Annotated in this window: 25 protein-coding genes; 15 read left to right on the top strand and 10 right to left on the bottom strand. The window is 37.6% G+C overall.

Annotated features, from left to right (window positions below; genetic code table 11):
• Positions 1 to 175: 175 nt before the first annotated feature.
• The 3 genes from BXY64_RS12155 (at position 176) to BXY64_RS12145 (ending at position 3,571) form a co-directional block, all read left to right on the top strand.
• On the top strand, positions 176 to 1,546 hold the full coding sequence (locus BXY64_RS12155) for a sigma-54-dependent transcriptional regulator (protein ID WP_120240262.1): 1,371 nt from the start codon (positions 176 to 178) through the stop codon (positions 1,544 to 1,546).
• On the top strand, positions 1,536 to 2,885 hold the full coding sequence (locus BXY64_RS12150) for a sensor histidine kinase (protein ID WP_120240261.1): 1,350 nt from the start codon (positions 1,536 to 1,538) through the stop codon (positions 2,883 to 2,885). The genes BXY64_RS12155 and BXY64_RS12150 overlap by 11 nt, the downstream gene beginning before the upstream one ends.
• Before the next feature lie 221 nt (positions 2,886 to 3,106).
• Positions 3,107 to 3,571: a hypothetical protein gene (locus tag BXY64_RS12145; protein ID WP_120240260.1), complete on the top strand. Its 465-nt coding sequence runs from the start codon at positions 3,107 to 3,109 to the stop codon at positions 3,569 to 3,571.
• A gap of 14 nt (positions 3,572 to 3,585) precedes the next feature.
• On the opposite strand, the gene BXY64_RS12140 is transcribed toward BXY64_RS12145, so the two are convergent.
• The 3 genes from BXY64_RS12140 to BXY64_RS12130 form a co-directional block, all read right to left on the bottom strand.
• Entirely contained in the window at positions 3,586 to 3,957 is a 372-nt protein-coding gene (locus BXY64_RS12140; protein WP_120240259.1) for a DUF3795 domain-containing protein, read from the bottom strand.
• A 164-nt stretch (positions 3,958 to 4,121) separates the two neighbouring features.
• A complete protein-coding gene (locus tag BXY64_RS12135) occupies positions 4,122 to 4,337 on the bottom strand; it encodes a YgaP family membrane protein (protein ID WP_120240258.1) in 216 nt (71 codons plus the stop codon).
• 6 nt (positions 4,338 to 4,343) lie between these two features.
• Positions 4,344 to 4,868, bottom strand: coding sequence for an SRPBCC family protein (locus BXY64_RS12130; protein WP_120240257.1), 525 nt, complete (start codon positions 4,866 to 4,868; stop codon positions 4,344 to 4,346).
• Between the two features lie 273 nt (positions 4,869 to 5,141).
• Here BXY64_RS12130 and BXY64_RS12125 point away from each other — a divergent pair, with 273 nt between their 5' ends.
• The gene (locus BXY64_RS12125; RefSeq protein WP_120240256.1) at positions 5,142 to 6,365 is read left to right on the top strand and encodes a S8 family serine peptidase; all 1,224 of its coding nucleotides are present in this window, start codon (positions 5,142 to 5,144) and stop codon (positions 6,363 to 6,365) included.
• Between the two features lie 69 nt (positions 6,366 to 6,434).
• Here the strand turns inward: BXY64_RS12125 and asnA are convergent, their stop codons facing one another.
• Both asnA and BXY64_RS21360 read right to left on the bottom strand, forming a co-directional pair.
• Positions 6,435 to 7,472: an aspartate--ammonia ligase gene (gene asnA, locus BXY64_RS12120; RefSeq protein ID WP_120240255.1), complete on the bottom strand. Its 1,038-nt coding sequence runs from the start codon at positions 7,470 to 7,472 to the stop codon at positions 6,435 to 6,437.
• Between the two features lie 218 nt (positions 7,473 to 7,690).
• A complete protein-coding gene (locus BXY64_RS21360; protein ID WP_170150643.1) occupies positions 7,691 to 7,849 on the bottom strand; it encodes a hypothetical protein in 159 nt (52 codons plus the stop codon).
• 171 nt (positions 7,850 to 8,020) lie between these two features.
• On the opposite strand from BXY64_RS21360, the gene BXY64_RS12110 reads away from it, so the two are divergent.
• The 8 genes from BXY64_RS12110 to BXY64_RS12075 all read left to right on the top strand — a co-directional run bounded on the left by BXY64_RS12110 (position 8,021) and on the right by BXY64_RS12075 (position 13,930).
• Positions 8,021 to 8,212 (top strand): cold-shock protein, encoded by a 192-nt coding sequence (locus tag BXY64_RS12110; protein ID WP_110360691.1) that lies wholly within the window; start codon positions 8,021 to 8,023, stop codon positions 8,210 to 8,212.
• Positions 8,213 to 8,321: 109 nt separating this feature from the next.
• The gene (locus BXY64_RS12105; protein ID WP_120240253.1) at positions 8,322 to 8,738 is read left to right on the top strand and encodes a PaaI family thioesterase; all 417 of its coding nucleotides are present in this window, start codon (positions 8,322 to 8,324) and stop codon (positions 8,736 to 8,738) included.
• A gap of 3 nt (positions 8,739 to 8,741) precedes the next feature.
• The gene (locus BXY64_RS12100) at positions 8,742 to 9,845 is read left to right on the top strand and encodes an isochorismate synthase (RefSeq protein WP_120240252.1); all 1,104 of its coding nucleotides are present in this window, start codon (positions 8,742 to 8,744) and stop codon (positions 9,843 to 9,845) included.
• A 102-nt stretch (positions 9,846 to 9,947) separates the two neighbouring features.
• Positions 9,948 to 11,693 (top strand): 2-succinyl-5-enolpyruvyl-6-hydroxy-3-cyclohexene-1-carboxylic-acid synthase, encoded by a 1,746-nt coding sequence (menD, locus tag BXY64_RS12095; RefSeq protein WP_211334488.1) that lies wholly within the window; start codon positions 9,948 to 9,950, stop codon positions 11,691 to 11,693.
• The gene (gene menB, locus BXY64_RS12090; RefSeq protein WP_054717253.1) at positions 11,690 to 12,514 is read left to right on the top strand and encodes a 1,4-dihydroxy-2-naphthoyl-CoA synthase; all 825 of its coding nucleotides are present in this window, start codon (positions 11,690 to 11,692) and stop codon (positions 12,512 to 12,514) included. Before menD ends, menB begins: the two co-directional genes overlap by 4 nt.
• A 223-nt stretch (positions 12,515 to 12,737) precedes the next feature.
• Positions 12,738 to 13,229 carry a GNAT family N-acetyltransferase gene (locus BXY64_RS12085; protein ID WP_120240251.1) on the top strand — a complete coding sequence of 164 codons (492 nt, stop codon included), beginning with the start codon at positions 12,738 to 12,740 and terminating at the stop codon, positions 13,227 to 13,229.
• Positions 13,230 to 13,281: 52 nt separating this feature from the next.
• Positions 13,282 to 13,773, top strand: coding sequence for a hypothetical protein (locus tag BXY64_RS12080; protein ID WP_120240250.1), 492 nt, complete (start codon positions 13,282 to 13,284; stop codon positions 13,771 to 13,773).
• 4 nt (positions 13,774 to 13,777) lie between these two features.
• Positions 13,778 to 13,930 carry a GNAT family N-acetyltransferase gene (locus BXY64_RS12075; RefSeq protein ID WP_211334487.1) on the top strand — a complete coding sequence of 51 codons (153 nt, stop codon included), beginning with the start codon at positions 13,778 to 13,780 and terminating at the stop codon, positions 13,928 to 13,930.
• 216 nt (positions 13,931 to 14,146) lie between these two features.
• Here BXY64_RS12075 and BXY64_RS12070 read toward each other — a convergent pair whose 3' ends face one another.
• From BXY64_RS12070 to BXY64_RS12050, 5 genes are all read right to left on the bottom strand, one after another.
• Complete coding sequence (locus BXY64_RS12070; protein ID WP_120240249.1) at positions 14,147 to 14,890, bottom strand: hypothetical protein; 744 nt, start codon at positions 14,888 to 14,890, stop codon at positions 14,147 to 14,149.
• A 992-nt stretch (positions 14,891 to 15,882) separates the two neighbouring features.
• Complete coding sequence (locus BXY64_RS12065; protein WP_170150642.1) at positions 15,883 to 18,969, bottom strand: AsmA family protein; 3,087 nt, start codon at positions 18,967 to 18,969, stop codon at positions 15,883 to 15,885.
• Between the two features lie 4 nt (positions 18,970 to 18,973).
• Positions 18,974 to 19,345 carry a hypothetical protein gene (locus BXY64_RS12060; RefSeq protein WP_120240247.1) on the bottom strand — a complete coding sequence of 124 codons (372 nt, stop codon included), beginning with the start codon at positions 19,343 to 19,345 and terminating at the stop codon, positions 18,974 to 18,976.
• Between the two features lie 271 nt (positions 19,346 to 19,616).
• Complete coding sequence (locus BXY64_RS12055; protein WP_147375984.1) at positions 19,617 to 20,087, bottom strand: hypothetical protein; 471 nt, start codon at positions 20,085 to 20,087, stop codon at positions 19,617 to 19,619.
• Between the two features lie 300 nt (positions 20,088 to 20,387).
• Positions 20,388 to 20,963, bottom strand: a complete 576-nt coding sequence (locus tag BXY64_RS12050) for an HD domain-containing protein (protein ID WP_120240245.1) — start codon at positions 20,961 to 20,963, stop codon at positions 20,388 to 20,390.
• 293 nt (positions 20,964 to 21,256) lie between these two features.
• Here BXY64_RS12050 and BXY64_RS12045 point away from each other — a divergent pair, with 293 nt between their 5' ends.
• From BXY64_RS12045 to BXY64_RS12035, 3 genes are all read left to right on the top strand, one after another.
• Positions 21,257 to 21,625: a twin-arginine translocation signal domain-containing protein gene (locus BXY64_RS12045; RefSeq protein WP_120240244.1), complete on the top strand. Its 369-nt coding sequence runs from the start codon at positions 21,257 to 21,259 to the stop codon at positions 21,623 to 21,625.
• A 222-nt stretch (positions 21,626 to 21,847) separates the two neighbouring features.
• A complete protein-coding gene (locus BXY64_RS12040) occupies positions 21,848 to 22,750 on the top strand; it encodes a 1,4-dihydroxy-2-naphthoate polyprenyltransferase (RefSeq protein ID WP_120240243.1) in 903 nt (300 codons plus the stop codon).
• A 41-nt stretch (positions 22,751 to 22,791) separates the two neighbouring features.
• A complete protein-coding gene (locus BXY64_RS12035) occupies positions 22,792 to 23,835 on the top strand; it encodes an o-succinylbenzoate synthase (RefSeq protein ID WP_120240242.1) in 1,044 nt (347 codons plus the stop codon).
• The last annotated feature ends 136 nt before the right edge of the window (positions 23,836 to 23,971 follow it).

The raw sequence follows: 23,971 nt of genomic DNA, 5'->3' as shown, positions 1-23,971 counted from the left end.
TCAATTTAAAGGTTCGCTTTTGTAATGCCAATTGGCGTGCCAAATAAAATTGCTTCAGAAAATCAAACAGTTAGTATTTTGGTGAAATATTTTGTGTTGGAATTTCCAACACCTCATGTTGTGAATTACAACAATCTGTTAACTTTGAAAATAAAACCAATCGATACATCTTGTTATGCCACAAAAAGGACGACTTCTAATTGTAGATGATAATGAAGAGTTACTGTTTGCTTTTCAACTATTTTTAAAATCACACTTTGAATCGATTGATACCATAAAGAATCCTAATGTTCTTGTATCAAAACTAAGAGAGAAGGAATATGATGTCATTTTGCTGGATATGAATTTTAAAGCAGGAATTAATTCTGGAAATGAAGGTCTTTATTGGTTAAAACAAATACTGGATTTTGATAAAAATGCCTGTGTTGTATTTATTACGGCATATGGAGATATCGAATTGGCAGTGAGAGCTATGAAGGAGGGAGCTGTTGATTTTGTTCAAAAGTCCTGGGATGAGAAGCATATTCTATCAACGCTTTTGGCTGCTTATCAACTTCGTTGTTCTAAAATGGAAATAAAGAGTTTGAAGTCGAAGCAGAAGAGGTTAAATCAGGAAATCAACAAAAATAAAAGTTTTGTAATCGGAAAATCTGCCAGAATGAAGGAGGTTTTTCGCACAGTGGATAAAGTTGCTGCTACCGATGCCAATGTTCTGATTACAGGAGAGAATGGAACAGGGAAGGAGGTAGTTGCACGTGAAGTTCATTTGCGTTCGACCAGGAGTGATCAAATTTTTGTTCATGTTGATTTGGGTGCAATTACGGAATCATTGTTCGAAAGTGAATTGTTTGGACACAAGAAAGGAGCTTTTACCGATGCTAAAGAGGACCGAATGGGAAGATTTGAATTGGCATCAGGAGGAACCTTGTTTTTAGATGAAATTGGAAATGTTCCCTTGCATTTACAGACGAAGTTGTTGACTGTGATTCAACGAAAAGAAGTAATTCCTGTAGGCGGTAGTACTCCTGTACAAATTGATGTTAGAATTGTTGCAGCAACCAATTGCAATTTGCATAAAATGGTTGCAGATGGATTATTTCGCGAGGATTTGTTGTATCGAATAAATACCATATCATTGGAATTACCATCTTTAAAAGAACGATCAGAAGATATTGCAGAGCTATCGCAATTTTACCTTGAAAAATTTACAAAGCAATATGCTAAGGAAAGCATGCAGATGAATAAATCAGCCATAGTAAAGCTGGAGAAACATGCATGGCCAGGAAATATTAGAGAGTTACAACATATCATTGAGAAGACTGTAATCTTAAATGATTCGGCAAAGCTGAATGCTGAGGACATAATGATTGGGGAATCGCTTAAAAAAACTGAAGTAATGCCTGATAGTTTTAACCTAATAGAAAATGAACGGGTGTTGATAAAAAAAGCCATTCAGTTTACGGGAGGAAATATGAGTATGGCAGCAAAAGAGTTAGGAATTAATCGTTCAACCTTGTACGACAAAATCAAAAAGTATGATTTATAGGCAATTCTATATTGGAATAATAATACAGGTGATTTTAATATCGCTTACCCCGGTGTTGTTTTTATATGTTCATTCGAAAGAATATATGGTGGTTACAACCTATAGTTTGGTTGTACTATGGGTGTTGCAAATTGTTTATTTATTGCACTATGTGAATAAAACCAATAGAGATTTGTCTCGCTTTTTTGACGCCTTTCAATATCAGGATGCAACACTGGTTTTTAATGAGCAAAAAAAAGACAAGGCCTTTAAAAATCTACACCAAAGTTTTAACCATATTATCAATGCGTTTGGAAAGGTTAAAATAGAGAAGGAAAAGGATTTTATTTTTTTTCAGCATACTTTGGAATTGGTTGGGATCGGACTTCTAGCCTTTGATAAAGAAGGGAATGTGAAGTTGTGCAATCCTGCTTTTAAAGAGTTGTTTTTGGTGGAGGATTTTTTGAATATATCCGAATTGGAATGTATCGATAAGGAGTTTCCTGATTTTTTGGAAAGAACAAAATCGGGCAAGCAAAAGTTAAGGAATTACTTGGTTAAAAACAGAATTTTAAAATTGGCAGTTAAAGCCACAAGTTTTAGACTGGAAGATGAACAGTTGAAAGTGGTTGCTTTCCAGGATATTAAAAATGCAGTTGACAAAGGAGAAATGGATGCCATGCACAAGTTGATTCGTGTTTTTGCACATGAAATTACCAATTCGGTTAGTCCAATTTCTATGTTATCAGCAAGTTTGATTGAATTGTATCAGAACAATGAGGAAAAATCAAAAGATGATTTTATTGATGAGGGAACGATTTCCAATACCATTATGGGCTTAACCACCATTCGAAAACGAAGCAAGGGACTTTTGGCGTTTGTTGATGAATACAAAAATCTAACCCATTTGCCTAAGCCATATTTTGAGTTGATTCGGATGGAGAAACTTTTCATGCAAATTGAAATGCTTTTTAAAGAAGAATTCAAAGCTGAGAAAATAGAGTTTACATATCATCTTCAGGATAAGGATCAGGAATTAATTGCCGATGAGAAATTGATTACTCAAGTATTGATTAATTTGGTTCGAAACGCGATTGATGCACTGAAAGAAACTGAAAATAAAACTTTGTTCATTTCCACGGGAGAAGCGAATCCAGTTAATTTTATCATTATTCGAGATAATGGAGCAGGAATTCCAGAAGATGTAATTGACAATGTTTTTACTCCATTTTTTACCACCAAGGAAAAAGGTTCTGGAATTGGATTAAACTTGTCGAGACAAATAATGAGATTGCATAGCGGTACTATTGCCGTTCGTTCCAAGCCCAATTGCCTTACTGAATTTACCTTACAGTTTTGATTGAACTTGCTTAATGAGAACAGTGGAAGAATAGACTCTACATCCTTATGCTAATGCAGTGTCTATCCTTAAGCTAATGTACAATCCATAGTTAGGCTTATAGAGTGTGAGGTATTATAATACCCTGTACAACAGTACCCCATTGTCTACAGATATTTGTAACTTGAGGGTATATGATGCAGATCAAGTCCCCATTCGAGATAACTAAATTATTGCTTTCTATGGATCCGGCAGAAAGGGAGAGAGGTTACAATGCCTTTCTGGGGAGAACGCATTGGGTAAAAGGAAATACCACGGCAAATTTGTGCAAGTTGGCAAGTGTGCAGTTTCAATTGAAACCTGAGCATATTAAAATTTTACCACCTAAAATTATGAATCCAAAAGTATTGTGGGCTAGTCAAGTTCGTTTAGAGCAAGAAAAACTGCACATGGTTGATGCGGCTCATGAATATATTGCTGAAAAAGGAGAGGAGTTTCCTCCTATTATCGTTTGGGATCTGTACCTGGAAAAGAGAATACGTTACATTGTTCACGATGGGCATCATCGATCCTGGTATTTCAATAATAAAAATCAGAATGTGGAGACAGTAATTCTGCAACCAATGGAAAATTATCGAGCTGTTGAAAAATGTCTTTCTCTGGCTTTTCAAATTCGGAGATTGGCCATTAACTTGCCAATATTCTAAAAAAAAAGCTGGAATTAACCAGCTTTATTGTTTTGTCTTAAGTCATCTAAATTAATTCTGGCAATTTTCTTATCCAGAGTGTGATGTAAATCTACTAGTTTGTTACAAGGATATTCATCACATTCAGCGCAAGTGTTATACAGTTTTTGTCTTGCACATTCTCTTACGGCACACTCGGTGCAATGGCGAAACTTTTTACCCCAAGGTTCATGACATCCTTTGCAAGAAATCTCGCAGGCTTCGTATTTGTGATCTTCATCAGACCATAGTTTAGCAATTCTAACCTTTACCTTCTCCTGTTGCCTTTGCGTAGCAACATAAGCCGGACATGTTGAGCAATTAACTCCACAATAGGCAATCCGATCTTTGTCTTGAATTCTGTTCATAGGTCGCTAGGTTTTTATGATACTTATGCATGCCGTATTCTTATGCAAAATGCATCATGAATTGTTTAAATATAGCTAAGAAAATCAGAGATTTCAAGATGTTTTATAATACAAAAAAACCTCGAAGAAAAACTCTTCGAGGTTCATTTTTGGCACGAATTTTTTTATTCTTTTTCTGGTTTAAGCTTGCATGTGTTAATTCCCATTAATGTATATGGTGGACAATTGCCAATTATACTTGTAAGAAACATTACACAGGCAAAAATGAATACAATTAAACCAAAGGTTCCGGTTAGGATATCTGTAAAATAAAGAATCGCAAGGGTTATTGATACAATTACTCTTAAGATGCGATCTAAAGTTCCCATATTTTTCTTCATAGCTGTTTATTTTTCGATGTAAGCTTTAAACTTCGCCAGTCCTTTTTCAAAATCAGGACCAATGGCTTTATCCATATCTATAAAAAACATCATCACAGTGCTAGGGAAAGTGTTTTTGCCTTTAAAGCCCCAGGTAACTTCAGTTCCTTCGGCAACAGGTTTAATTTCAAAAAAGCCAGTGCTCGTAGATTCCCATGGTTCCAGAAATCGCAGTTCAGTTTCGATGTAAGAATTTGGTTCAATCTTTTTAATTTCTTGTTTACCTTCACCTACATCCTTATTTCCTGTCCAATGTGTAAATGAACCAATGGTACCATCATTACCACTATAAGTTATTTTCATCTCTGGATCTTTTTCAGCCCAAGGAGACCAAATTTGTTGTTCTTTTAACGAACATAGGCTTTTGAAAACTGTATCAACATCTTTTGAAACAACAATTTTTCTATCTACCTGATAAGTTTTTGGAGCCATAAAGTGGAGTATGCCAACAACTAGGGCAAGAACTCCGATAATGTATAGTAAGATTTTCATAGGGAGTATTTTGATGATTAAGTCTAAATATAAGCAGAAAGAAATGATAAGAAAAATAATTAACGAGACTAAGGTGCGAAATATCAATCTGTTGTGTTTTGTGTGGTAATTTTTTTGAAAAAAAACTTCATTTTTTGGGTTACCTTTTTGGAAAAAGGAGAATATATAGGTGTATATCAAATTTACAATGCACTTGACAATGTAAAACAAGCATTTTGTGTAAGGGTATTGTAATTAACCACTTAATCACTAACTAATAAAAATTTAATTTTTATGAAGAATTTTTTAAATTCTATGAAAGCCATGCTATTATTAGCGCTAATTGGTTCTGTAGTAACATCCTGTGACAATTCTATTGAGGATGAAATGTTGAATGAAAGCTCAGAAGCTACCTTAAATGTGAAATCGGGATTTGCTGATAATAAAGGCGGTAAGAGTACCTATGTTGTTCAATTTAATGATGATGTTGTTTTAAAGAGTGAATTGAAAGGATTAAAAGGCTACGAAAAGAAAGCAGTTCGCATGAAGTCGCACGTAGTTAAGTTCCTAAAAGGCAATGGAATCTCAGAAGAAAATGTTGAGCATACTTACAGTACTGCAATTCAAGGTTTCTCTGTAAAACTAAATGAAAATCAGGTAGCAAAATTGTTACTTGATCCAAGAGTAAAGCGTGTAGAGAAGGATATTCAAATCTCATTGGGAAAACCAGGAGGTGGAAGTACTCAACCTGCACAAGAAACTCCATGGGGAATTACACGCGTAGGTGGTGCTGGTGATGGTACTGGAAAAACTGCTTGGATTATTGATTCAGGTATTGATATGGATCACCCAGACTTGAACGTTGATGTTGCAAGAAGTAAAACTTTCATTACTCAAGGTAAAACTACTCCAGACGATCAGCATGGACATGGTACTCACGTAGCAGGTACAGTTGCTGCTTTGGATAATTCAATTGGTGTAATTGGAGTTGCTCCTAATGCTAAAGTTGTTTCTTGTCGTGTTCTTGACAGAAGAGGTAATGGTAACATGTCTTGGTCAATGGCTGCATTGGATTATATTGCTGCTGAAGGTCAGCCTGGTGATGCTGTTAATATGAGTTTAGGACCAAAATCTCGTTATACTTACGATGCTTACGATGAGACTGTGAAATCTGTTGCTGATTTAGGAATTTTGATTTCAATTGCAGCAGGTAATTCATCTGATGATGCTTTGTATTATTCTCCAGCTAGAGCTAACCATCCAAATGTTTATACTGTATCAGCTTCTGATATCAATGACAATTTTGCTTCATTCTCAAATTATGGAACACCTGTTGATGTTTGTGCTCCAGGAGTAAATGTTAAGTCATGTTATTTGAATGGAGGATATGGTACTATGAGTGGAACATCAATGGCTGCACCTCACGTTTGTGGATTGTTGCTATTGGGCCCAATTAATACAGATGGATATGTGAATAATGATCCTGACGGAAATGCAGATCCTATCGCTCACAGATAGATTTTTTTTCATAAGTTTTAAGAGGCTGTCAGTTAGACAGCCTCTTTTTTTGTAGGGGGACTACAATCATTACAAGAATATAATTCCTGCTTTTTTACAAGTATCTCTCAGTTCATCTGGCCAGATACTTGATTGAACTTCACCAATGTGAGCCTTACGTAGTAAAAACATACACAAACGTGATTGACCAATTCCTCCACCCACTGAATAAGGCAATTCACCAGCAAGCAACTTTTTGTGGAACATTAACTCTTTGCGTTTTTCTTCTCCTTTTAATTCAAGCTGTTCCTGCAATGCTTTTTCATCTACTCGAACTCCCATTGATGAGATCTCAAAAGCTTGTTCAAGAACAGGGTTCCAAAGAATAATATCTCCGTTTAAGCCTTTATATCCGTTAACCGAAGGAGTAGTCCAATCATCATAGTCAGGAGCGCGACCATCATGTGGTTCTCCGTTTTTCAATTCTCCTCCAATACCAATAATAAAGATTGCTCCAAATTCTTTCACAGCTTCAGTTTCTCTTTCTTTAGGAGTTAAGTCAGGATACTTTTCCAATAATTCTTCCGAGTGAATGAAAGTAATTTTCTCAGGCAATTGAGGACTTAAAGCTGGGTAGTATTCACTTAAAATGTACTCTGTTCTTTTAATGGATGCATAAACTTGCTTTACGGTTCTAATCAAGTAGTCAATGCTTCGCTCTTCTTTACTGATTGATTTTTCCCAATCCCATTGATCTACATAAATTGAATGAAGGTTGGTGAAATCTTCATCAGGACGAAGGGCGTTCATATCGGTATAAAGTCCTTTACCTACAGGAATTTGAAGTTCACCAAGCATGTATCTTTTCCATTTTGCCAAGGAGTGAACTACCTCTGCAGTTTGTTCTCCCAAGCCTTTAATTGGAAATGCTACAGGTCGCTCAATACCGTTCAAATCATCGTTCAAACCAGTACCCTTCAATACAATCATTGGTGCTGTAACTCTACGTAGTTTCAGTTCCGATGAGAGTTGAAGTTGAAACTGATCTTTAATAAATTTAATTGCTTTTTCAGTTGCATCAGGACATAAGATGCTTTTGTAAGCCTTAGGAATAATTAAGTTTTTCATGATTTTTTAAAATTTTAGTTAATAGAAATAAGTTGATAATAAAAAAGCCTTTCTCTGTGGTGAGAAAGGCTTGTAATATGGTATAACAATGCTACTTCCTCACCTTGGGGGAGAATTATTATTGTTATTATTATTGTTGAAAAATTGTACCATTTGTTATAAATAAAAAAGCCTTCCCAATTTGGGAAGGCTCGTGTAAAATATTTTTTCGATAACAACTATAGCCTTCCCAGTTCTGATGAATTATTCATCAAATTATTAAAGAAGTTATTATTGTTGTTGAATTGTCTCATTTTTTTGTCTTTCTTGCTTACAAATGTAGGATTAAAATTTAAACTACCAAAAGTCATTTTTACAGATTGAGATTTTCTGTTCATTAGATTAAACTTTTCTTGTTTAAGCATTTTATTTATATCAATCTGAATATCAGTCAATGTAAGTGGTGTGCTAATTCTTTGTCAAGAAATGTGAAAATAATTAGATATTTGTGTACTTATTAAATCAAATTACGTACATTTACTACGTAATAATTTTAAAATTTTTAAGTAATGCCTACAGGTACAGTAAAATTCTTTAATGAAACTAAAGGTTTTGGTTTTATTAAAAACAATGAAACACAAGAAGACATTTTTGTTCATGTTACAGGTTTGATCGACAAAGTTGACCAAGGTGATAACGTAACTTACGATGTTGTAGAAGGAAAAAAAGGATTAAATGCAGTTAATGTAAAAATTGACTAATTTTTATTAAGATATTTTTCCTAAAGGTAAAGCTCAATTTAATTGAGCTTTTTTTGGCTCCATAAGCAAGTAATGAATGTAGTCTTAACGAAAACATTATTTTTGTAGAATGATTAAAAATACTGAGGCATTAGAAAGTTTGAATAAGATGTGCTCCGAAACTTTAATGGAGCATTTGGGAATTATATATACAGAAGTAGGTGAGGATTATTTGGTGGCTGAGATGGAGGTGACTTCAAACCATTGGCAACCCATGAAGATATTGCATGGAGGAGCTACTCTGGCATTGGCGGAATCTGTTGGAAGTGCACTTTCAGTAATTCATACAGATTTGAAAAACTACGATGTAAAGGGGATGGAGATTAATGCCAATCATATCAGAAGCCTGCGAAAGGGAAAAATTATTGCCAAAGCCAAGTTTGTTCACAAAGGCAAAATGACTCATATTGTTGAGGTGAATGTGCTAAATGAACAAGAAAAACTGGTGTCGATTTGTCGAATAACCAATGTGATCATTAAAAAATAGAGAATGAGCCAATTGGAGGACAAAGAAAAATCAACACAATATTTTCTTGAGCAGTGCATAAAAAAACGACTTTCGTTTTACGCATATTCTTTGCCAGGAGATCAAGAAATCAAAATCGGAATTCAAACAAGTCCATCTAAGTTTACCAATTTATTGGATTTGAAAGGGAAGGAAGGTTTTTTATTTGCACCTTTTGATATAGACACAGAACAAGCTTCTTATTTCATAGATCCAGAATTCGAGTTTAGCTCAAATTCAACAGAGTTTTTTGATTTTTCAGGCTTACCTGATCAGATTGATGAGGATTCGGAAGTTTATGAAAGTTCGAAAGAGGATTATCTGGAACAAATCAATGAAATGCTTGCCGATTTAAAGAGTAAAAAGCTTGATAAAGTGATTCTTTCCAGAGTGCATGTGTTGAATGGCAAAGGACGTAAAGATGCAACATCAATTTTTCTTCGATTGAAAGAAACTTATCCTAATGCATTTGTTTCCATGGTAGATATACCAGGAGTAGGGTTGTGGATTGGTGCTAGCCCGGAGAAATTCCTGAATTCTGATGGGAAAACAATAGAAACAGTAGCCTTAGCGGGAACACAGCAACTAGGTGATAGAGCGGTTCAATCTGTTGAATGGGAGAAAAAAGAGATAGAAGAGCAAGCATACGTGAGTAAATATATCGAAGAGCTTCTTTCCAATTATCAGATTGATGATTATCAGAAGCAAGGTCCTTTTACAGTACAAGCGGGTAATGTTGTTCATTTAAAAACTACCTATAAAGCAAACACAGCATTAAGTTTCGATCAGATCTCCAGTTTTGCCCAAGCCTTGCACCCAACACCAGCGGTTTGTGGCTTGCCAAAAAATAAGGCAATGGATTTAATCCGAAAAGTGGAGAAACATAAGAGAGAGTATTATGCTGGATTTTTAGGCCCTATTCATGCTGATGGCGGTTTGGCTTTGTTTGTGAATTTGAGAAGTATGAAGGTGCTTCAGGAAAGTATGGCACTATTTGTAGGTGGAGGAATCACTGCTGATTCTGATCCTGAAAAAGAATGGATGGAAACCTGTTTTAAAGCGCAAACTTTGCTTAAAGTGATTAAATAAGCGAATTTGTTTTAAATTTGGATTGCGAAAGGCAAAACTTTCAAGTACAAAGTATCAAGGAGAAAGTACAAAGTATTTTGTCTGAAAGCTAAAAGCTTAAATATGAATTCAGAATTTACTTCTACAATAGAAAAAGAAAATACAAAATACATGGAGCGCAATTATTCAGATATCAAAGGAGTGAAAGAATTGATTGATATCTGTTGGGCCAAAGGAATGGAATATGTTATCGTATCGCCAGGTTCCAGAAATGCTCCGCTAAGCATCTCTTTTGCAAAAGATCAGCGAATTAAAAGTTTGGTGATTGTGGATGAGCGCAGTGCCGCTTATTTTGCCTTGGGGATTGCACAACAAACCAGAAAACCCGTGGGTTTGGTTTGTACATCGGGAACGGCGCTGTTGAATTACGGACCTGCTGTTGCCGAGGCTTTCTATCAACGATTGCCTTTGGTGGTAATCTCGGCCGATCGCCCTACGGAATGGATCGGTCAGGATGATAGCCAGGCCATTCCACAGCCTGATGTTTTCAAAGGTTTTGTGAAAGACAGCTACCAATTGCCATTAGATGCCAATAATCCTGATGATTGCTGGTATTTGAATCGCATGGCTAACGAGGCCTTAACGAAAGCGCAATCGGGTAGAATGGGACCGGTTCATATCAATTTCCCTTTGCGTGAACCTTTGTATGGGGTAAAACAATATCCTGATACCGATGAAAGGGTAATCCGTAAAGTGAGTTCGGTGGATGAATTGAGCAAAGAAAGTGTTGAAGACTTGGCTCAGGCTTTTAATTCGAACAAAAAGATATTGATATTGGCAGGCTTGCTGCACCAACAGCCAGAACTGAATGAATTGCTGATGCAATTGGCCCAAAAGCCAAATGTGGCGGTAATGACCGAATCGGTTGCCAATTTGCATGGAGAAGAGTTCTTGCCTTGTATCGACAGGGTAATCTGCTCGGTGAAAGAGGAGGAGAAAAAGGAGTTTCAGCCTGATTTGTTGATCAATTTTGGTGGGCCATTGGTGTCCAAAATGATCAAATCTTTCTTGCGTGATTATCGTCCAAAGGAGCATTGGTTTGTAGGCAAAGAGGATCATTTTATTGATACGTTCAAGAATCTGACTTCTCACATTGATGTGTCTCCACTGGCATTTTTCCGTCAGTTGTTGCCAGCATTGAATCATACCCAAAGTGGATATGCAAATCTTTGGAAAGAGAGGGATGCAGCAGTAGGCAAAATTCATGAGACATACCTGGATAAACTGCAATGGAGTGATATGAAAGCTTTCGAGAAGATTTTGGAAGCTATCCCGGAAGGGGGAAACCTACAGTTGGCAAACTCATCGGTGGTGCGATATGCTCAATTGTTCAAGACATCCGATCAAATTACTTATAACTCAAACCGAGGAACCAGTGGAATAGATGGCTGTACATCAACAGCGGCAGGAGCTGCCTTGGTGAATGGCAGAACTACTACGCTGATTACAGGAGATATCAGCTTTTTCTATGATTCGAATGGATTGTGGAACAAATACCTGCAGCCAAATCTGAAAATCATTCTCATCAACAATGGAGGAGGAGGAATTTTCCGATTCATATCCGGTCCATCGGGTGTGGATGAGTTGGAAGAATATTTTGAGACAGTACAGGAATACCGTGCCGATAAACTGGCAGAAACCTACGGATTGGATTACTTTTACGCCGAAAATGAAACAGAGGTAGAAAACGTACTGCCTGAATTCTATGCAGCAAACGAAAGAGCTGCCGTTCTGGAGATTAAAACCCCACGAACGATAAACGATCAAGTGCTAATAAATTATTTTAAAACTATAAAAGAGAAGGTATGACAACTAGAAACTGGACTACCATTAAGGAATACGAAGATATTAAATTCGAATTTTTCGAAGGAATCGCAAAAATCACCATCAATCGTCCTGAGGTGTACAATGCATTCCGTCCGCAAACCAACTTCGATATGTTGGATGCTATGGATATCTGCCGCGAGCGCAGCGATATTGGTGTAATTGTGTTGACAGGAACTGGCGACAAGGCTTTCTGTTCAGGTGGTGATCAGAATGTAAAAGGTGTTGGTGGATACATCGATGAGCACGGTGTGCCTCGTTTGAATGTATTGGATTTGCACAAGGCAATCCGTTCTATGCCGAAGCCTGTAATTGCCATGGTGAACGGTTATGCTATTGGTGGCGGACACGTACTTCACGTGGTTTGTGACTTGACTATCGCTTCTGAAAATGCAAAATTCGGTCAGACTGGTCCTAAGGTTGGTAGTTTCGATGCTGGTTTTGGTTCGAACTATTTGGCTCGCCACGTAGGCCAGAAGAAAGCTCGTGAGATCTGGTTCCTTTGTAAGCAGTACACTGCCAAAGAAGCTGAAGACATGGGTATGGTAAACACCGTAGTGCCTTTGGAAAGATTGGAAGACGAAACTGTAGAGTGGTGTAAGACCATCATGATGCGCAGCCCTATGGCTATTCGTATGATCAAGCGTGGTTTGAACGCAGAGTTAGACGGACAGCGCGGATTAATGGAGTTTGCAGGTGATGCTACCATGATGTATTACCTAATGGAAGAAGCGCAGGAAGGAAAGAATGCATTCTTGGAGAAGCGCGACCCTGAATTCCAAAAGTTCCCGAAATTCCCGGGATAGTTTAATTACGAAAATATAAATTGATGCTCTCACTTTTGGTGAGGGTATCAATGATAATGAACAAACACTCCCCTTTATCCCCTCTCAAGAGGGGAATCTAAGCAAGATGGTTAAATTCCCCCTTTCAAGGGGGATTAAGGGGGATGTTTCAGATAATTAGCAAGTTTTCCTTCGTGTTACTTCGTGAACCCCTTCATTTACCTTTGTGGTTTAATTCTACGACATGAACATCAGACCAGCCACCCAATCCGACCTAATCACCATAAACGAGATCTACAACCAAGCCGTGCGCAAGCGTTTTTGCACTGCCGATTTGGAAGAAATCTCCATGCAGGAACGTGAAAAATGGTTTGCCTCTCACAATCCCGATACCCATCCCGTATTTGTGGCAGAGGAAAACAATGAAATCATTGGCTGGATGTGTTACTCGCCCTACCGACAAGGAAGAAGAGCCCTGCAAACCGCAGTAGAAGTAAGCTACTACTTGCACGATGATCACCAGGGCAAAGGCATTGGTAGCAAGCTATTGGATTTTGCCATCAAAAAAGCTCCTCAATACCATATCAAAAATCTTTTTGCAATTTTGTTGGAACCCAACACTGCAAGCATTAAACTACTGGAAAAGTTCGGTTTCGAACGCTGGGCATGCCTTCCCAATATTGCCAATATTGATGGGGAGTGGTGTAGCCATGTGTATTATGGGAGGGAGATTTAATTAACAATTAGTAATTAAAGAATTATCAATTGATATTGTAAGAAGATTCTGTATGAAATGTACAATTAATGAAAGGGGTGAAAAGAGTTTGTATCGAATGATGAAGCACCAAATAAAAGGTTTTATCGTTGTGCTTTTGATCAGCTCTTTATTTATGAAGGCAGCTTCCATACGTTTTCATGATGTCGAAGGGATGTTCATTTTTTCATCGATATTCTTTTCAGCATTGTTTGTGTTATTGGGACTAATAATACCTATAAGAACCATTTTTTTTCTTGGAAGAACAATTGAATCTATAGAGTTCGTAGGTAATGACCTTTTAATATCAACTCCACAAGTTTTATGGGTGAAATCAAAAAGTATTGTGTTGTCCTTAGATCAGGTTCGTCATACAAAACAAAAATTCCCAATTTATGAGAATAAACAATTGGCAGGTCTTGTTTTGAAAGATAGATCTACAAATAAAAGATATCATTTGGTTGAGGTTTTTGTTGATGATTTTGATGAGGTGTTAAGCAAGTTGCAAGGATCTAATTTTAAATAGAATCATGCTTACAGTTTCGGAACCCAATGTGGGTGGAGTAAAGGCCTACCAAAGAGCTGGTTTTAAATTGGAAGGCAAATTACGTGAAGCCTGTTATCGTGATGGAGAATTTCACGACAAATTGGTGATGTCGGTTTTGAAAAAGGAGTTAGGCTAAATAAATTTGATGCTCTTACTTTTGTTGAGGGGATCAATGATATTGAACAAACACTCCCCTTTATCCCCTCTCAAGAGGGGAATCTTGGCAAGATCCAAATTCCCCCTTTCAAGGGGGATTAAGGGGGATGTTCTGAATTCAAGAGTTTTGATGATAAAAAAGAGACAAGACCCTAAAGCCTTGTCTCTGCCCAAATACACAAATTTATAATATGACTTATTCCACTTCGCTACTAACCTCTTCTTCGGTGGTAGCTCTGCTTCTACGAGTCCTGATTTTTTGATTGATTAAATCGATGTAATGATTAATTTTTGCATATGCATCGGCATAAGTTTCAGGCTGATTGTCTGCCAAAACTCCCATGTAGGGAAGCAATTTTTCATTGATAATTTCCACTACTTCTTTTTTAAATACGCTTGAAGGAACGGTTTGCTTTTTTAAAGCTTTTACTTCCTGTCCTTTTCGATACATGCTTTGCAAATTGGTATATGCCGTTTTGCACAATGTATAGCTCTCTTTTACGCCAAACAGGTCAGTCATCATGCTCTGATACTCTTCCTGATCCAATTCGGTAAACAAAGACAAGGCTTGAGTCATTTGGTCTTCGTAGCCCAATTTGTACAGATAACGGTCGTTGGCATCTACCTGAGCCCAAACTTTACTGGCCTTGTTAACCAATAAAGGATCTGCCCAATGCATGTTGGCTTCCACAAACATTTTAAAACAGATTACCCTGTCATCAAAAACACCATCCAAAGCCGAAATTTCAGCCGTAAATTCCGACTTGGTTTCTACTCCAGTTGAATTGAGAAGCTTGTTTTCTGACGATTCTAGTTTGGTAACAATCGCAGTTAGGTTGGTATCTGCGCTAAAATCGATTTTAGAAAGTACAGATCGAGTGTTACTACTGGCGTCGTGTGCCTCGCCGCCTGTGCACGATCTTAATAATTTTGAATCCATTATAAGATAAGTTTAAATTAAAAGATTTCGTTGGGCAATATGAACTTAATAAAAGCGTATCTATTTAAAAAAGAAAAAGTGAGAAAATTCTTGACAGTGTAAACTTTTGTTATTCAGTGTTTATTTTTTGATGAATAATGGTTAAATTAAATGTTTTTTGAATTAACAAAATAGATTTCAGCGAAGAAAGCCAGGGGATAGAAATGGAGATTGAAAATGGATCTGCGATAGCCAGATAGGTGAAAAATACAAGTGATTTTTGGCTCAGAAAGTCAGATCAGGGAATTTACAAGTGAAATTGGTGCGAGAAAGCTGGAGGAATGAAATTTTACTTGAAAATGGGCTGCGATAGCCAGATAGGTGAAAAATACAAGTGATTTTTGGCTCAGAAAGCCAGATCAGGGAATTTACAAGTGAATTTGTAGTGGGAAACCCAGGGGAATGAAATTTTACTTGTAAAAGGGAGTGCGATAGTTAGATTACTGAAAAATCAATGTAATTTTTGGCTCAGAAAGCCAGATCAGGAATTTTACAAGTGAATTTGTAGTGAGAAATCCAGAGAAATGAAAACAAAATGAAAAATGGGAGTGCGACGCTTCGATTTTTAAAATTTCAAAGGAAAAACGCTTTCAGAAATCCAGCGAAATCAATTTTGAATAAAAAATGGCTTTCAGAAAGCCAGATTTCACGAAAATGATTTGTAAAAAGACTGATCGAGACAGATTACTCCCAAATGCAATTGAAATTTTGCCCAGAAACTCAGGGAACTACCATTTTCCGATTTTGAAACGCTCAGAAACTCAGATTTGGTGAAAAACAGCATTGTGATTGATGCTCTCACTCCAAGTGAGGGTATCAATGGAAACAGAACCTTTGTGAATCCCCTTCGTGTTCTTCGTGGTTAGTTTATTTGTATTGATTTGGGGTAAAAAAAATCCCGGTAACCGAAGTTACCAGGATCTATTATTTCGTCTCTAATATGAGCTTTGAATCTATTTGTAATCCTTCACATTTTCTTTTAGCGAGGTAGAAATCAGATTTTTCAAACGCAAGGTTTGTTGCTCTAATTTTCCCTGCTTTTCAGGATTGTAAAGATGTTTGTACTTACATGGTACCAGCTTGTAATCCAAATCCTCAAGTGTGCCGCTTACATTCAATCCCAATCGAACCGGTAAAGGCGTATCGGTTACCGAAATGTGATAGTTAAAATGATTATCCAGGTTATGACGTCCCGATAATACTGCCTTGTAATTGTCCATTTCAATCAAGAAAGGGTAGAGGTCTATTTCATCCTTGTAAAGCGTCATCTCAACACTTAATCGATCGATCACGTTCTCTGTTTTTTTCTTAAACATTAGTTTGCTGGCAATCATGTCGAAGGTTTCGCTATCCATTAGTGTTAGCTCCTCACCTTGAAATGCCGCCGCACCTCTAATGGTTGAATTTTTAAGAGAGTAATCGCTCTTTAGGTAGGTTTCGCCTGCCAGGTGGAATTCACCTTTTCCTTTAAAGGATTTAAGCATTGGAATCATGGTATCAACCGTAGGAATCAAATCAATCAATTCGGCGATATCAATATCTAAAAGATGAAAATCGATACCGGTAAAGAGGTGATTTTTTCTATCCGAACGGTAAATTGCTGTTAGCTGCATATTGGCTGCCTTGCTTGTAAAACCCATCTGATCCAGAACCAAGGTACCATCCTTTACGGTTAGCCCTCCTTTTATATTTTCAATCACATTGTTGCTTACAATGGTCTTGTCAATATTTGTATTCAATTGAATTTCCACTCCCTTGGGTACCATAAATGGATCGTCTTCTGCTTCTTTATTATCAGAGGCAGTTTCTTCGCTTCCCATGCCATTAAAAATATCCATCAGTTGGTAAACATCGGTATTTTTTGAAGCCAGGTTAAATTTCCCTTTCAGCAATGCTTCCTTCTTCAGGTACTTACTGATATCGGTAAGTTCACCATCAAGGCTAAAGTCGGAATCTCCTAAAATTAAACTTGCCTTCTCAATTTTCATGTTATCCCTGTTAAGGGCAAATGAAATATTCGGAATTTGTCCCTTCAGCTTTTCATTCAAATTAAACATTGCCTGAGAGAAACGAATGTCCACTTCGGGCTGCCATTTTAGCATCACATTTTCCTGCGATTCGTCGTACTTCAGATTGGTTTTGGCATGTAGCGTTTGGGTATCAAAAAGAACAGTATCCTTGCCCGAAACAGCTAGCTTTTCACTATTCATTGTAGAATTGATAAGGGCAACCTCCTGTTTTCCCTTAAGGCTTGGAACGTATGCAAGTTCTCCATTCGCATTGCCGGCATAAACCGATAAGGTATCGCTTTTAGCACGCAGGCTGGCAAATGCAAAGGCACAGGAGCTGATTGGTGCCGATAAGCCTTTTGCAGGATTGTTAACCTTCACAGAAAGCTGCAAGTTTTCAGTTGCCGCATTCATATCGGGTGACAACTGCACATCCATATTTGCTGCATCAAGTTCAATATTTGCAAACAAAAGATCCTTGTCGGCCTTGTTGTGTCCCGGCAATTTCAGCTTAATATTAGCTGTGTCCAGATTCAGGTTTATGCTATCATTATAGATGGTATGAAAATCCTGAGCCTTAAAATCCCCACTTAATTTAATTCGATGATACTTCTCTTTGAGCACATCGTCTTGCGAGAACTGTGCATGTGCATTTCCCTGCAGCGATCCCTTTAGAACTACATTCTGATCTTTTGGAATGAAGGGTTTTAAATCTACCAAAGTAAAATCGCCTTTGGTATACAAATCATACACCGGACTTTCGAGTATATTCGAAATGTTTCCTTTCACAGAAACCGAGCTGTTCGCAATACGAGCATAGCTGTTGCTGATACTGATATCGGAAGGCTGTTTTCCATTTAAATCCACATTGGTGACCAAGGAGCATTGAAGATCTTTCACTCTAGGATAACCTGTGTATTTCACCTCTCCCTTGGAGTAGTCTATCTTGGCTTTTACCAGTGGCATACTGGTATCGGATAACTGACCTTTTACCGATCCTGATATTTTAGCAAGCCCCTTTGCCTTGATGTCCTGTAGCGGTTCGGCATATGCTTTGGGAACAAGGGCCAACATCTTTTCAACATCCAATTCATTGGTAGCATATTGCAAATCTGTTGCCAGCGATTCATCTTTCAGCATGCTAACCGTACCACTGCAAGTGATTTCCTGCTCGTCCTTAATTGTGAGTTTTGCCTTCTGTAAATCGAAAGAATTTTTCGAAAGGTTCAAATCAAAAGGCAGGCGGGTATCGATTTTCATCTGCGATAAAAGTTCATCACCAGCCATGGCAAGAGAAATTTCCTCGCACGCAAGCTTGATATCGGAATGGTATAGGTTTTTGTCCTTTCCATTGGTTTTGATTTTTAGATCGCAGCCTTGAGCATCCACATGAAGAGCCATGGAGTCGGCAGTTTCAAAAAGCAGGCTGTTTGCTTGCATGTCCAAATCGACCAACTGTTTCTTTCCGGTGTATATCAATGCCAGTTTGGCATTCAGGTTCTCAACTTTAGCCTTTCTCTTTGCAGAATCATCGGTAAATGTCGCATTGAAATTCTTCAGTTCCACATTGCTGATATCCATATCGCCAAGAGACATAGGTTCAGAATCTGTTTCTTTTGAATCGGAGCTGGCTTTGTAAACATCCAGATTCATCCGCCCCTGAGCGTCTATTTTCACATTCACATTACCTCCATCCACAAGAAAGGGGCTAAGAATGATTTTGTCGTCGAACAAGTAGGACATTACATCTACCGAGGCAAAGCATTTGCCAGAGTACAAGATGGTATCCTTAGGGCTCTCACTCAAACAAAGATTTGTAAGCTCGAGTCCAAAAAACGGATAGGTACTAAAAAAAGTTGGCTCAACTTTTTCGATAGTAGTAGTACACGTCAAATAATTTTTTGCCTGCTTATTGGCTAATGGGGTTATTTTTTCCGGTGTAAAAAGATACCACAGCGATATAGCCGCAGCTATTGTCAATACAACAACCAATACCAGAAAAGCCAGTCCAACTTTTTTCAATACTCGCATTGTATTATATTTTGCTGAATGATTTCGATTTTCTGTAAGCATCTTCGTACTCTAAAGTAGTTGCTGTTAGATTGGTAATGGTGTATACTTTAGGAACTTTTCCACCATTTTCGATGATATGAATTTGTTCCAACTGATCTTTGGTAATTGTCCAGGTAAAATTCTGTGCTTCTGCCTCTGTTACATCATCGGCGGTATCCCAGGTGGCTCCTGAATAATCAAGGTCGTATCTTTCATACAGTGTACCACTTTTCCACTTTCCAATAATTAAGCTTTCATCAAAATTTGGATTAACATCATCGTCATCACTCGAACATGAAGTCATGGATAGTACTGTTGCAGCAATGCTTACAAAAATAAGTGCAAATCTTTTCATCTGTTTAATTTCTTTCTATTTGTCATATGGAAACCGCAAGCTTAAAAGAATCATGCTTGTTTCATATGTTTCATTTGTATTTGAGAATTGTTTGATTTTTGATGTCAAAATCAGTACAAAAATAGTAGTATTTCCTGTCAAATTGTTGACAAAAGTCAAAAACTATTGATAAACTGTATTGGTCGTTTGTGTTTGTACTGTCAGAAGGCTTTGATTTGGAGGTTTGAGGTGCGAAAAAGAAGGTGCTGATTGATTTGACAGGTTAAGATCGTCAAGTTTGATCTATATCTACCTTCTTCCATGTTAAAGGGTCAATTTCATTTACTCGTATTTCTTTGTTCCATTCAACGTAGGGGAGAATTCTCATTCGGTCGATTGTTCTTGATTTAGTACCAAAAATGCCCAAATCCATTCTTTGAAATTCAATGGTTCGGTTTTGAAGATGAAGATTTTTGTAGAGGATTGTTTCAGTTTTCCATTCCAATCGCCAAGTTAGCACATAGGCAATGGCGAAAAGCAATGCTACACTCATTGAGAATGACAAGACCAATGTTTCTCCTTTTATTTTTAGCCAGAATCTTAGGATGATGATTGCCAATAAGGCAAAGGAAGTAATCAAGAGAGAATAATAGATTTTGATACTGGTAATTATCAATGGGGTGGTTTTGTCCAGAATGACGATTCCTGTGGAAAGTATCCAAAGTATAAGGGTTAGACTTAATATGATTCTGGGTGTTTTCATTTAATTGAAATATATCTGTATAATCTATGGTTTCTTATTTCGATTTTCTCTACTTGGGCATTTCCCTGCGGGGCGGGCTATTCACTTATACTCCTCGCTCGTACCTCGCTGTGGGGTAACCGTTTCTATCCCTAATGCAATCAAAGCTGTCATTCCAAGGAGGTACGACGAAGGAATCTGCTTAAAATTACTCCCTGCGTTTTTTAACAGATCGCCACGTCCTCATTCTTCGTCCTCGCGAAGACAGCCATTATTCATATGTTGTAGGGATAAATCGTGTATCGAGCTAATCTTTTGAGCTTACAAATTGCCTTTTAACTCAATTTCTTCAGCCACCTCTTTCATGGCCTCAATGCAGTCATGAATCAGGTCGGGGATTTCCATACCCAGCATTTCGGCACCTCGTTCAATAACCGTTCGATCAACGCCAGCTGCAAATCGTTTGTTTTTCCAATTGCGCTTTACCGATTTCACCTTCACATCTAAAACAGATTTGGAAGGGCGAATCAGGGCAGTGGTTCTGATGAGGCCTGTTAGCTCGTCAACGGCATAAATGGTTTTCTCCATTAGGCTTTCAGGAACAACCTCGGTACAGGTGAGGTAGGCATGGCTTTCCACCGCACGAATGTATTCCTCGGGCCAGTTGGCTGCTTTCAGAATTTCACGAGTCTTTTGGGTATGTTCTTCAGGAAATTGTTCCCAATCCATATCGTGAACCAGACCAATAATTCCCCATTTTTCTTCATCCTCGCCATGTTTGCGTGCGTAGTATCGCATGCAGGCTTCAACTGCTTTGGCATGAATAATTAAACTTGGGTTCTTGGTATAAGTGGTAAGTAGTTCCAGCGCTTCTTCTCTTTTGGGAATATGTGACATGAATTACGAATTATTAATTACGAATTCCAAATTTATAAAAAATAGGTCCGCAAATGCACCAAAATGAAAAACTAGGTCCACGAATGGACACAAATTAGCACAAATGAAAAGAACGGTGACATTATCATTTGAGTTCATTTGTGTGTATTTGTGGATAAAAATATTAATCTGCGTTTGCCTATTGTTTAAACTGAATTTAAATAGTAGTTTTAAGACCCGAAAGTCTTTTATTGGATTCTTGAAGTTTTTAAGGGTAGAAATCAAAAGATGTTGTTGGAATTAAAATTGCACTTATGAGTAATCAAAATAGTACACGAAGAGGTTTTTTACAGAAATTAGGATTGACGGTTGGAGCTGCAGCTTTGATTGATACTGAGGTGTTGGCTGAGGTTAATCCGAATAAATATTCGAATATCGAAGATCGAGAAGCTTTCCTTACACGATACGAAAAATGGGTAGATCAGTACATTGATGTTGTTGAGGAGGAGAAGAAAAACAAAGAGAATATTGCCAACAAGAAAAGAATAATGGAGCTATCGGAAGAGGCCAACGGATGGCAAGAAGAGATTAAAGAATACATCAAGCATGATGATTTTAAATCGAAATATATTGAAGTATCGAAAAGATTTGCCAATTCCATAACTCCCGAATTAGAAGCATAACCTTTCATATCAATTATGTAGTGACGTAGCATGCTACGTCTGTACAACAATCAGCGGTGCATTGCATCGCTTTTTTTATGAAAGTCTTGAATGCTTAGAATCGTGAAAAAGCTCAAGGAATTAAGAATGATAAGGCAATTCTAATTGTACTTCAGCGGTCATGGTAATGCCTTGTCTTTGCAAAATTATTAAATTTACAGCCTGATCAATTCTATAACACCGATGAGTAAAACCAAAGCATGGATTCATGCATTTAGACTAAGGACTTTGCCTTTAGCACTTTCTAATATCTTTCTTGGCAGTTTGCTGGCTGCCTCCGATCACAAGTTTAGCCTAAAAATATTCTTGCTGGCAACCTTAACAACCTTGTTTTTACAGATATTGTCGAATTTGGCCAACGATTTGGGAGATTCCATTTCGGGTGCTGATAATGAGAATAGAGTTGGTCCGGAAAGAGCCGTTCAGAGTGGTGTGATTACCAAGAAAGAGATGACCAGAATGGTGGTTGTATTTGTTTTGTTATCGCTGGTATCAGGGCTTTGGTTGTTGTGGGAAGCATTGCAATTGTTGAATTACACCCAGGCGTTAATCATGTTAGGAGTTGGTTTGTTGGCCATAGGAGCGGCCATAAATTATACAGTGGGAAAGAATCCTTATGGATATAGTGGCTTTGGAGATTTGTTTGTATTCCTGTTTTTTGGCTTGGCCGGAGTTATGGGAACCTATTTTTTGCATACCGGTGATTTAAACTGGACCATTTTCTTGCCGGCAACTTCGGTTGGATTGCTAAGTGTGGGTGTTTTGAATTTGAATAACATGCGCGATATCGAAAATGATTCTCTTTCTGGAAAACGAACTTTGGTGGTGAAAATTGGTTCTGAAACAGCTAAGAAATACCATTTGTTCTTGATTGGTTTTGCAGTGCTTTCGGCTTGTGCATATATATATGTCCACTGGAATTCATTTTACCAGCTTCTATTTGTGATTAGCTTACCCTTGTTGATTAAACATACAGCGGTGGTAATAAAAAACAAGGTAGCAAGAGAATTAGATCCTGAATTGAAAAAACTGGCCTTGTCAACTCTCTTGTTTAGTTTGAGTTTTGGAATAGGCTTATTACTTTAGATTACTGATAACTGTTTACTGATAACTGATCATTGAAAAAGATGCTTAAAGCAGATTACGTACATTACCCTCTAAATTTTAAACGTCCGAGTGGTACATCTCGTGGGGTTTTAACTGAAAAAGATTCTTGGTTTATTCGTTTGTGGGACGATAAGGAACCCGAAATAATTGGAATAGGAGAGTGCTCTATCATAAAAGGCTTAAGTCCGGATGATCGAGAAGGGTATGAAGAGAAACTGCAAGAGCTTTGCGATCAGATTGGAGATTACTGGTACTATTTGGAAGGAGGCCTAAGAGAATGGCCATCCATTTATTTTGGATTGGAAACTGCATTTTTAGATTTTAAGGCCAAAGGTTCCAAAATCTTGTTTCCTTCTGATTTTGGCAATGGTACCGATAAAATTCCTATTAATGGATTGATATGGATGGGCGATCCTGTTTTTATGAAAGAGCAGATTGAACAAAAGTTAGAGACTGGTTTTGATTGCATCAAAATGAAAATTGGAGCCATCGATTTTAGGGAAGAGTTAAGACTGCTGGAATCTATCCGAAAAGACTTCGACAAAGATAAAATTGAATTGCGTGTGGATGCCAATGGTGCTTTTTCTCCTGATTCTGCTTTGGAAAAATTGAAGGCTTTAGCTCAATTCGATTTGCATTCAATTGAGCAACCCATAAAGCAAGGTCAGGTAAAAGAAATGGCTGATCTGTGTGCCAATACTCCTCTGCCAATTGCTTTGGATGAGGAGTTAATAGGAGTTTACGATACACCTGCTAAAGCTGAATTGTTGGATGAAATAGCTCCTCAGTATATCATTTTAAAACCAAGTTTGGTGGGAGGGATTAAAGGATCTCAGGAATGGATCGATCTTGCGAATGATAGAAATATTCCTTGGTGGATCACATCTGCTTTGGAATCGAATATTGGATTGAATGCAATTGCCCAATGGACATATACTTTGAATAACCCTATGCCTCAAGGCTTGGGAACAGGACAGCTGTATACCAATAATATTGCTTCTCCATTGATTATCGATAATGGATTTTTGAAATACGATAATCAATTAAATTGGGATAAGATTTAAGACGAGTCAGTATCAATTTTTCGGGATACAAACTTGGTGAATGTTAATAGTTTGAAATAATTTTGAGCGGGAGTTGCCGATCGGACGCGATTCGGGATAATCTGTTGCTATGGAATGGCGAGCAGTATCCGATTGG

Origin of the sequence: Marinifilum flexuosum (genome assembly GCF_003610555.1) — a bacterium.
GTDB classification, from domain to species: Bacteria; Bacteroidota; Bacteroidia; order Bacteroidales; family Marinifilaceae; genus Marinifilum; species Marinifilum flexuosum.
This window is presented reverse-complemented; position numbering and strand designations above follow the sequence as displayed.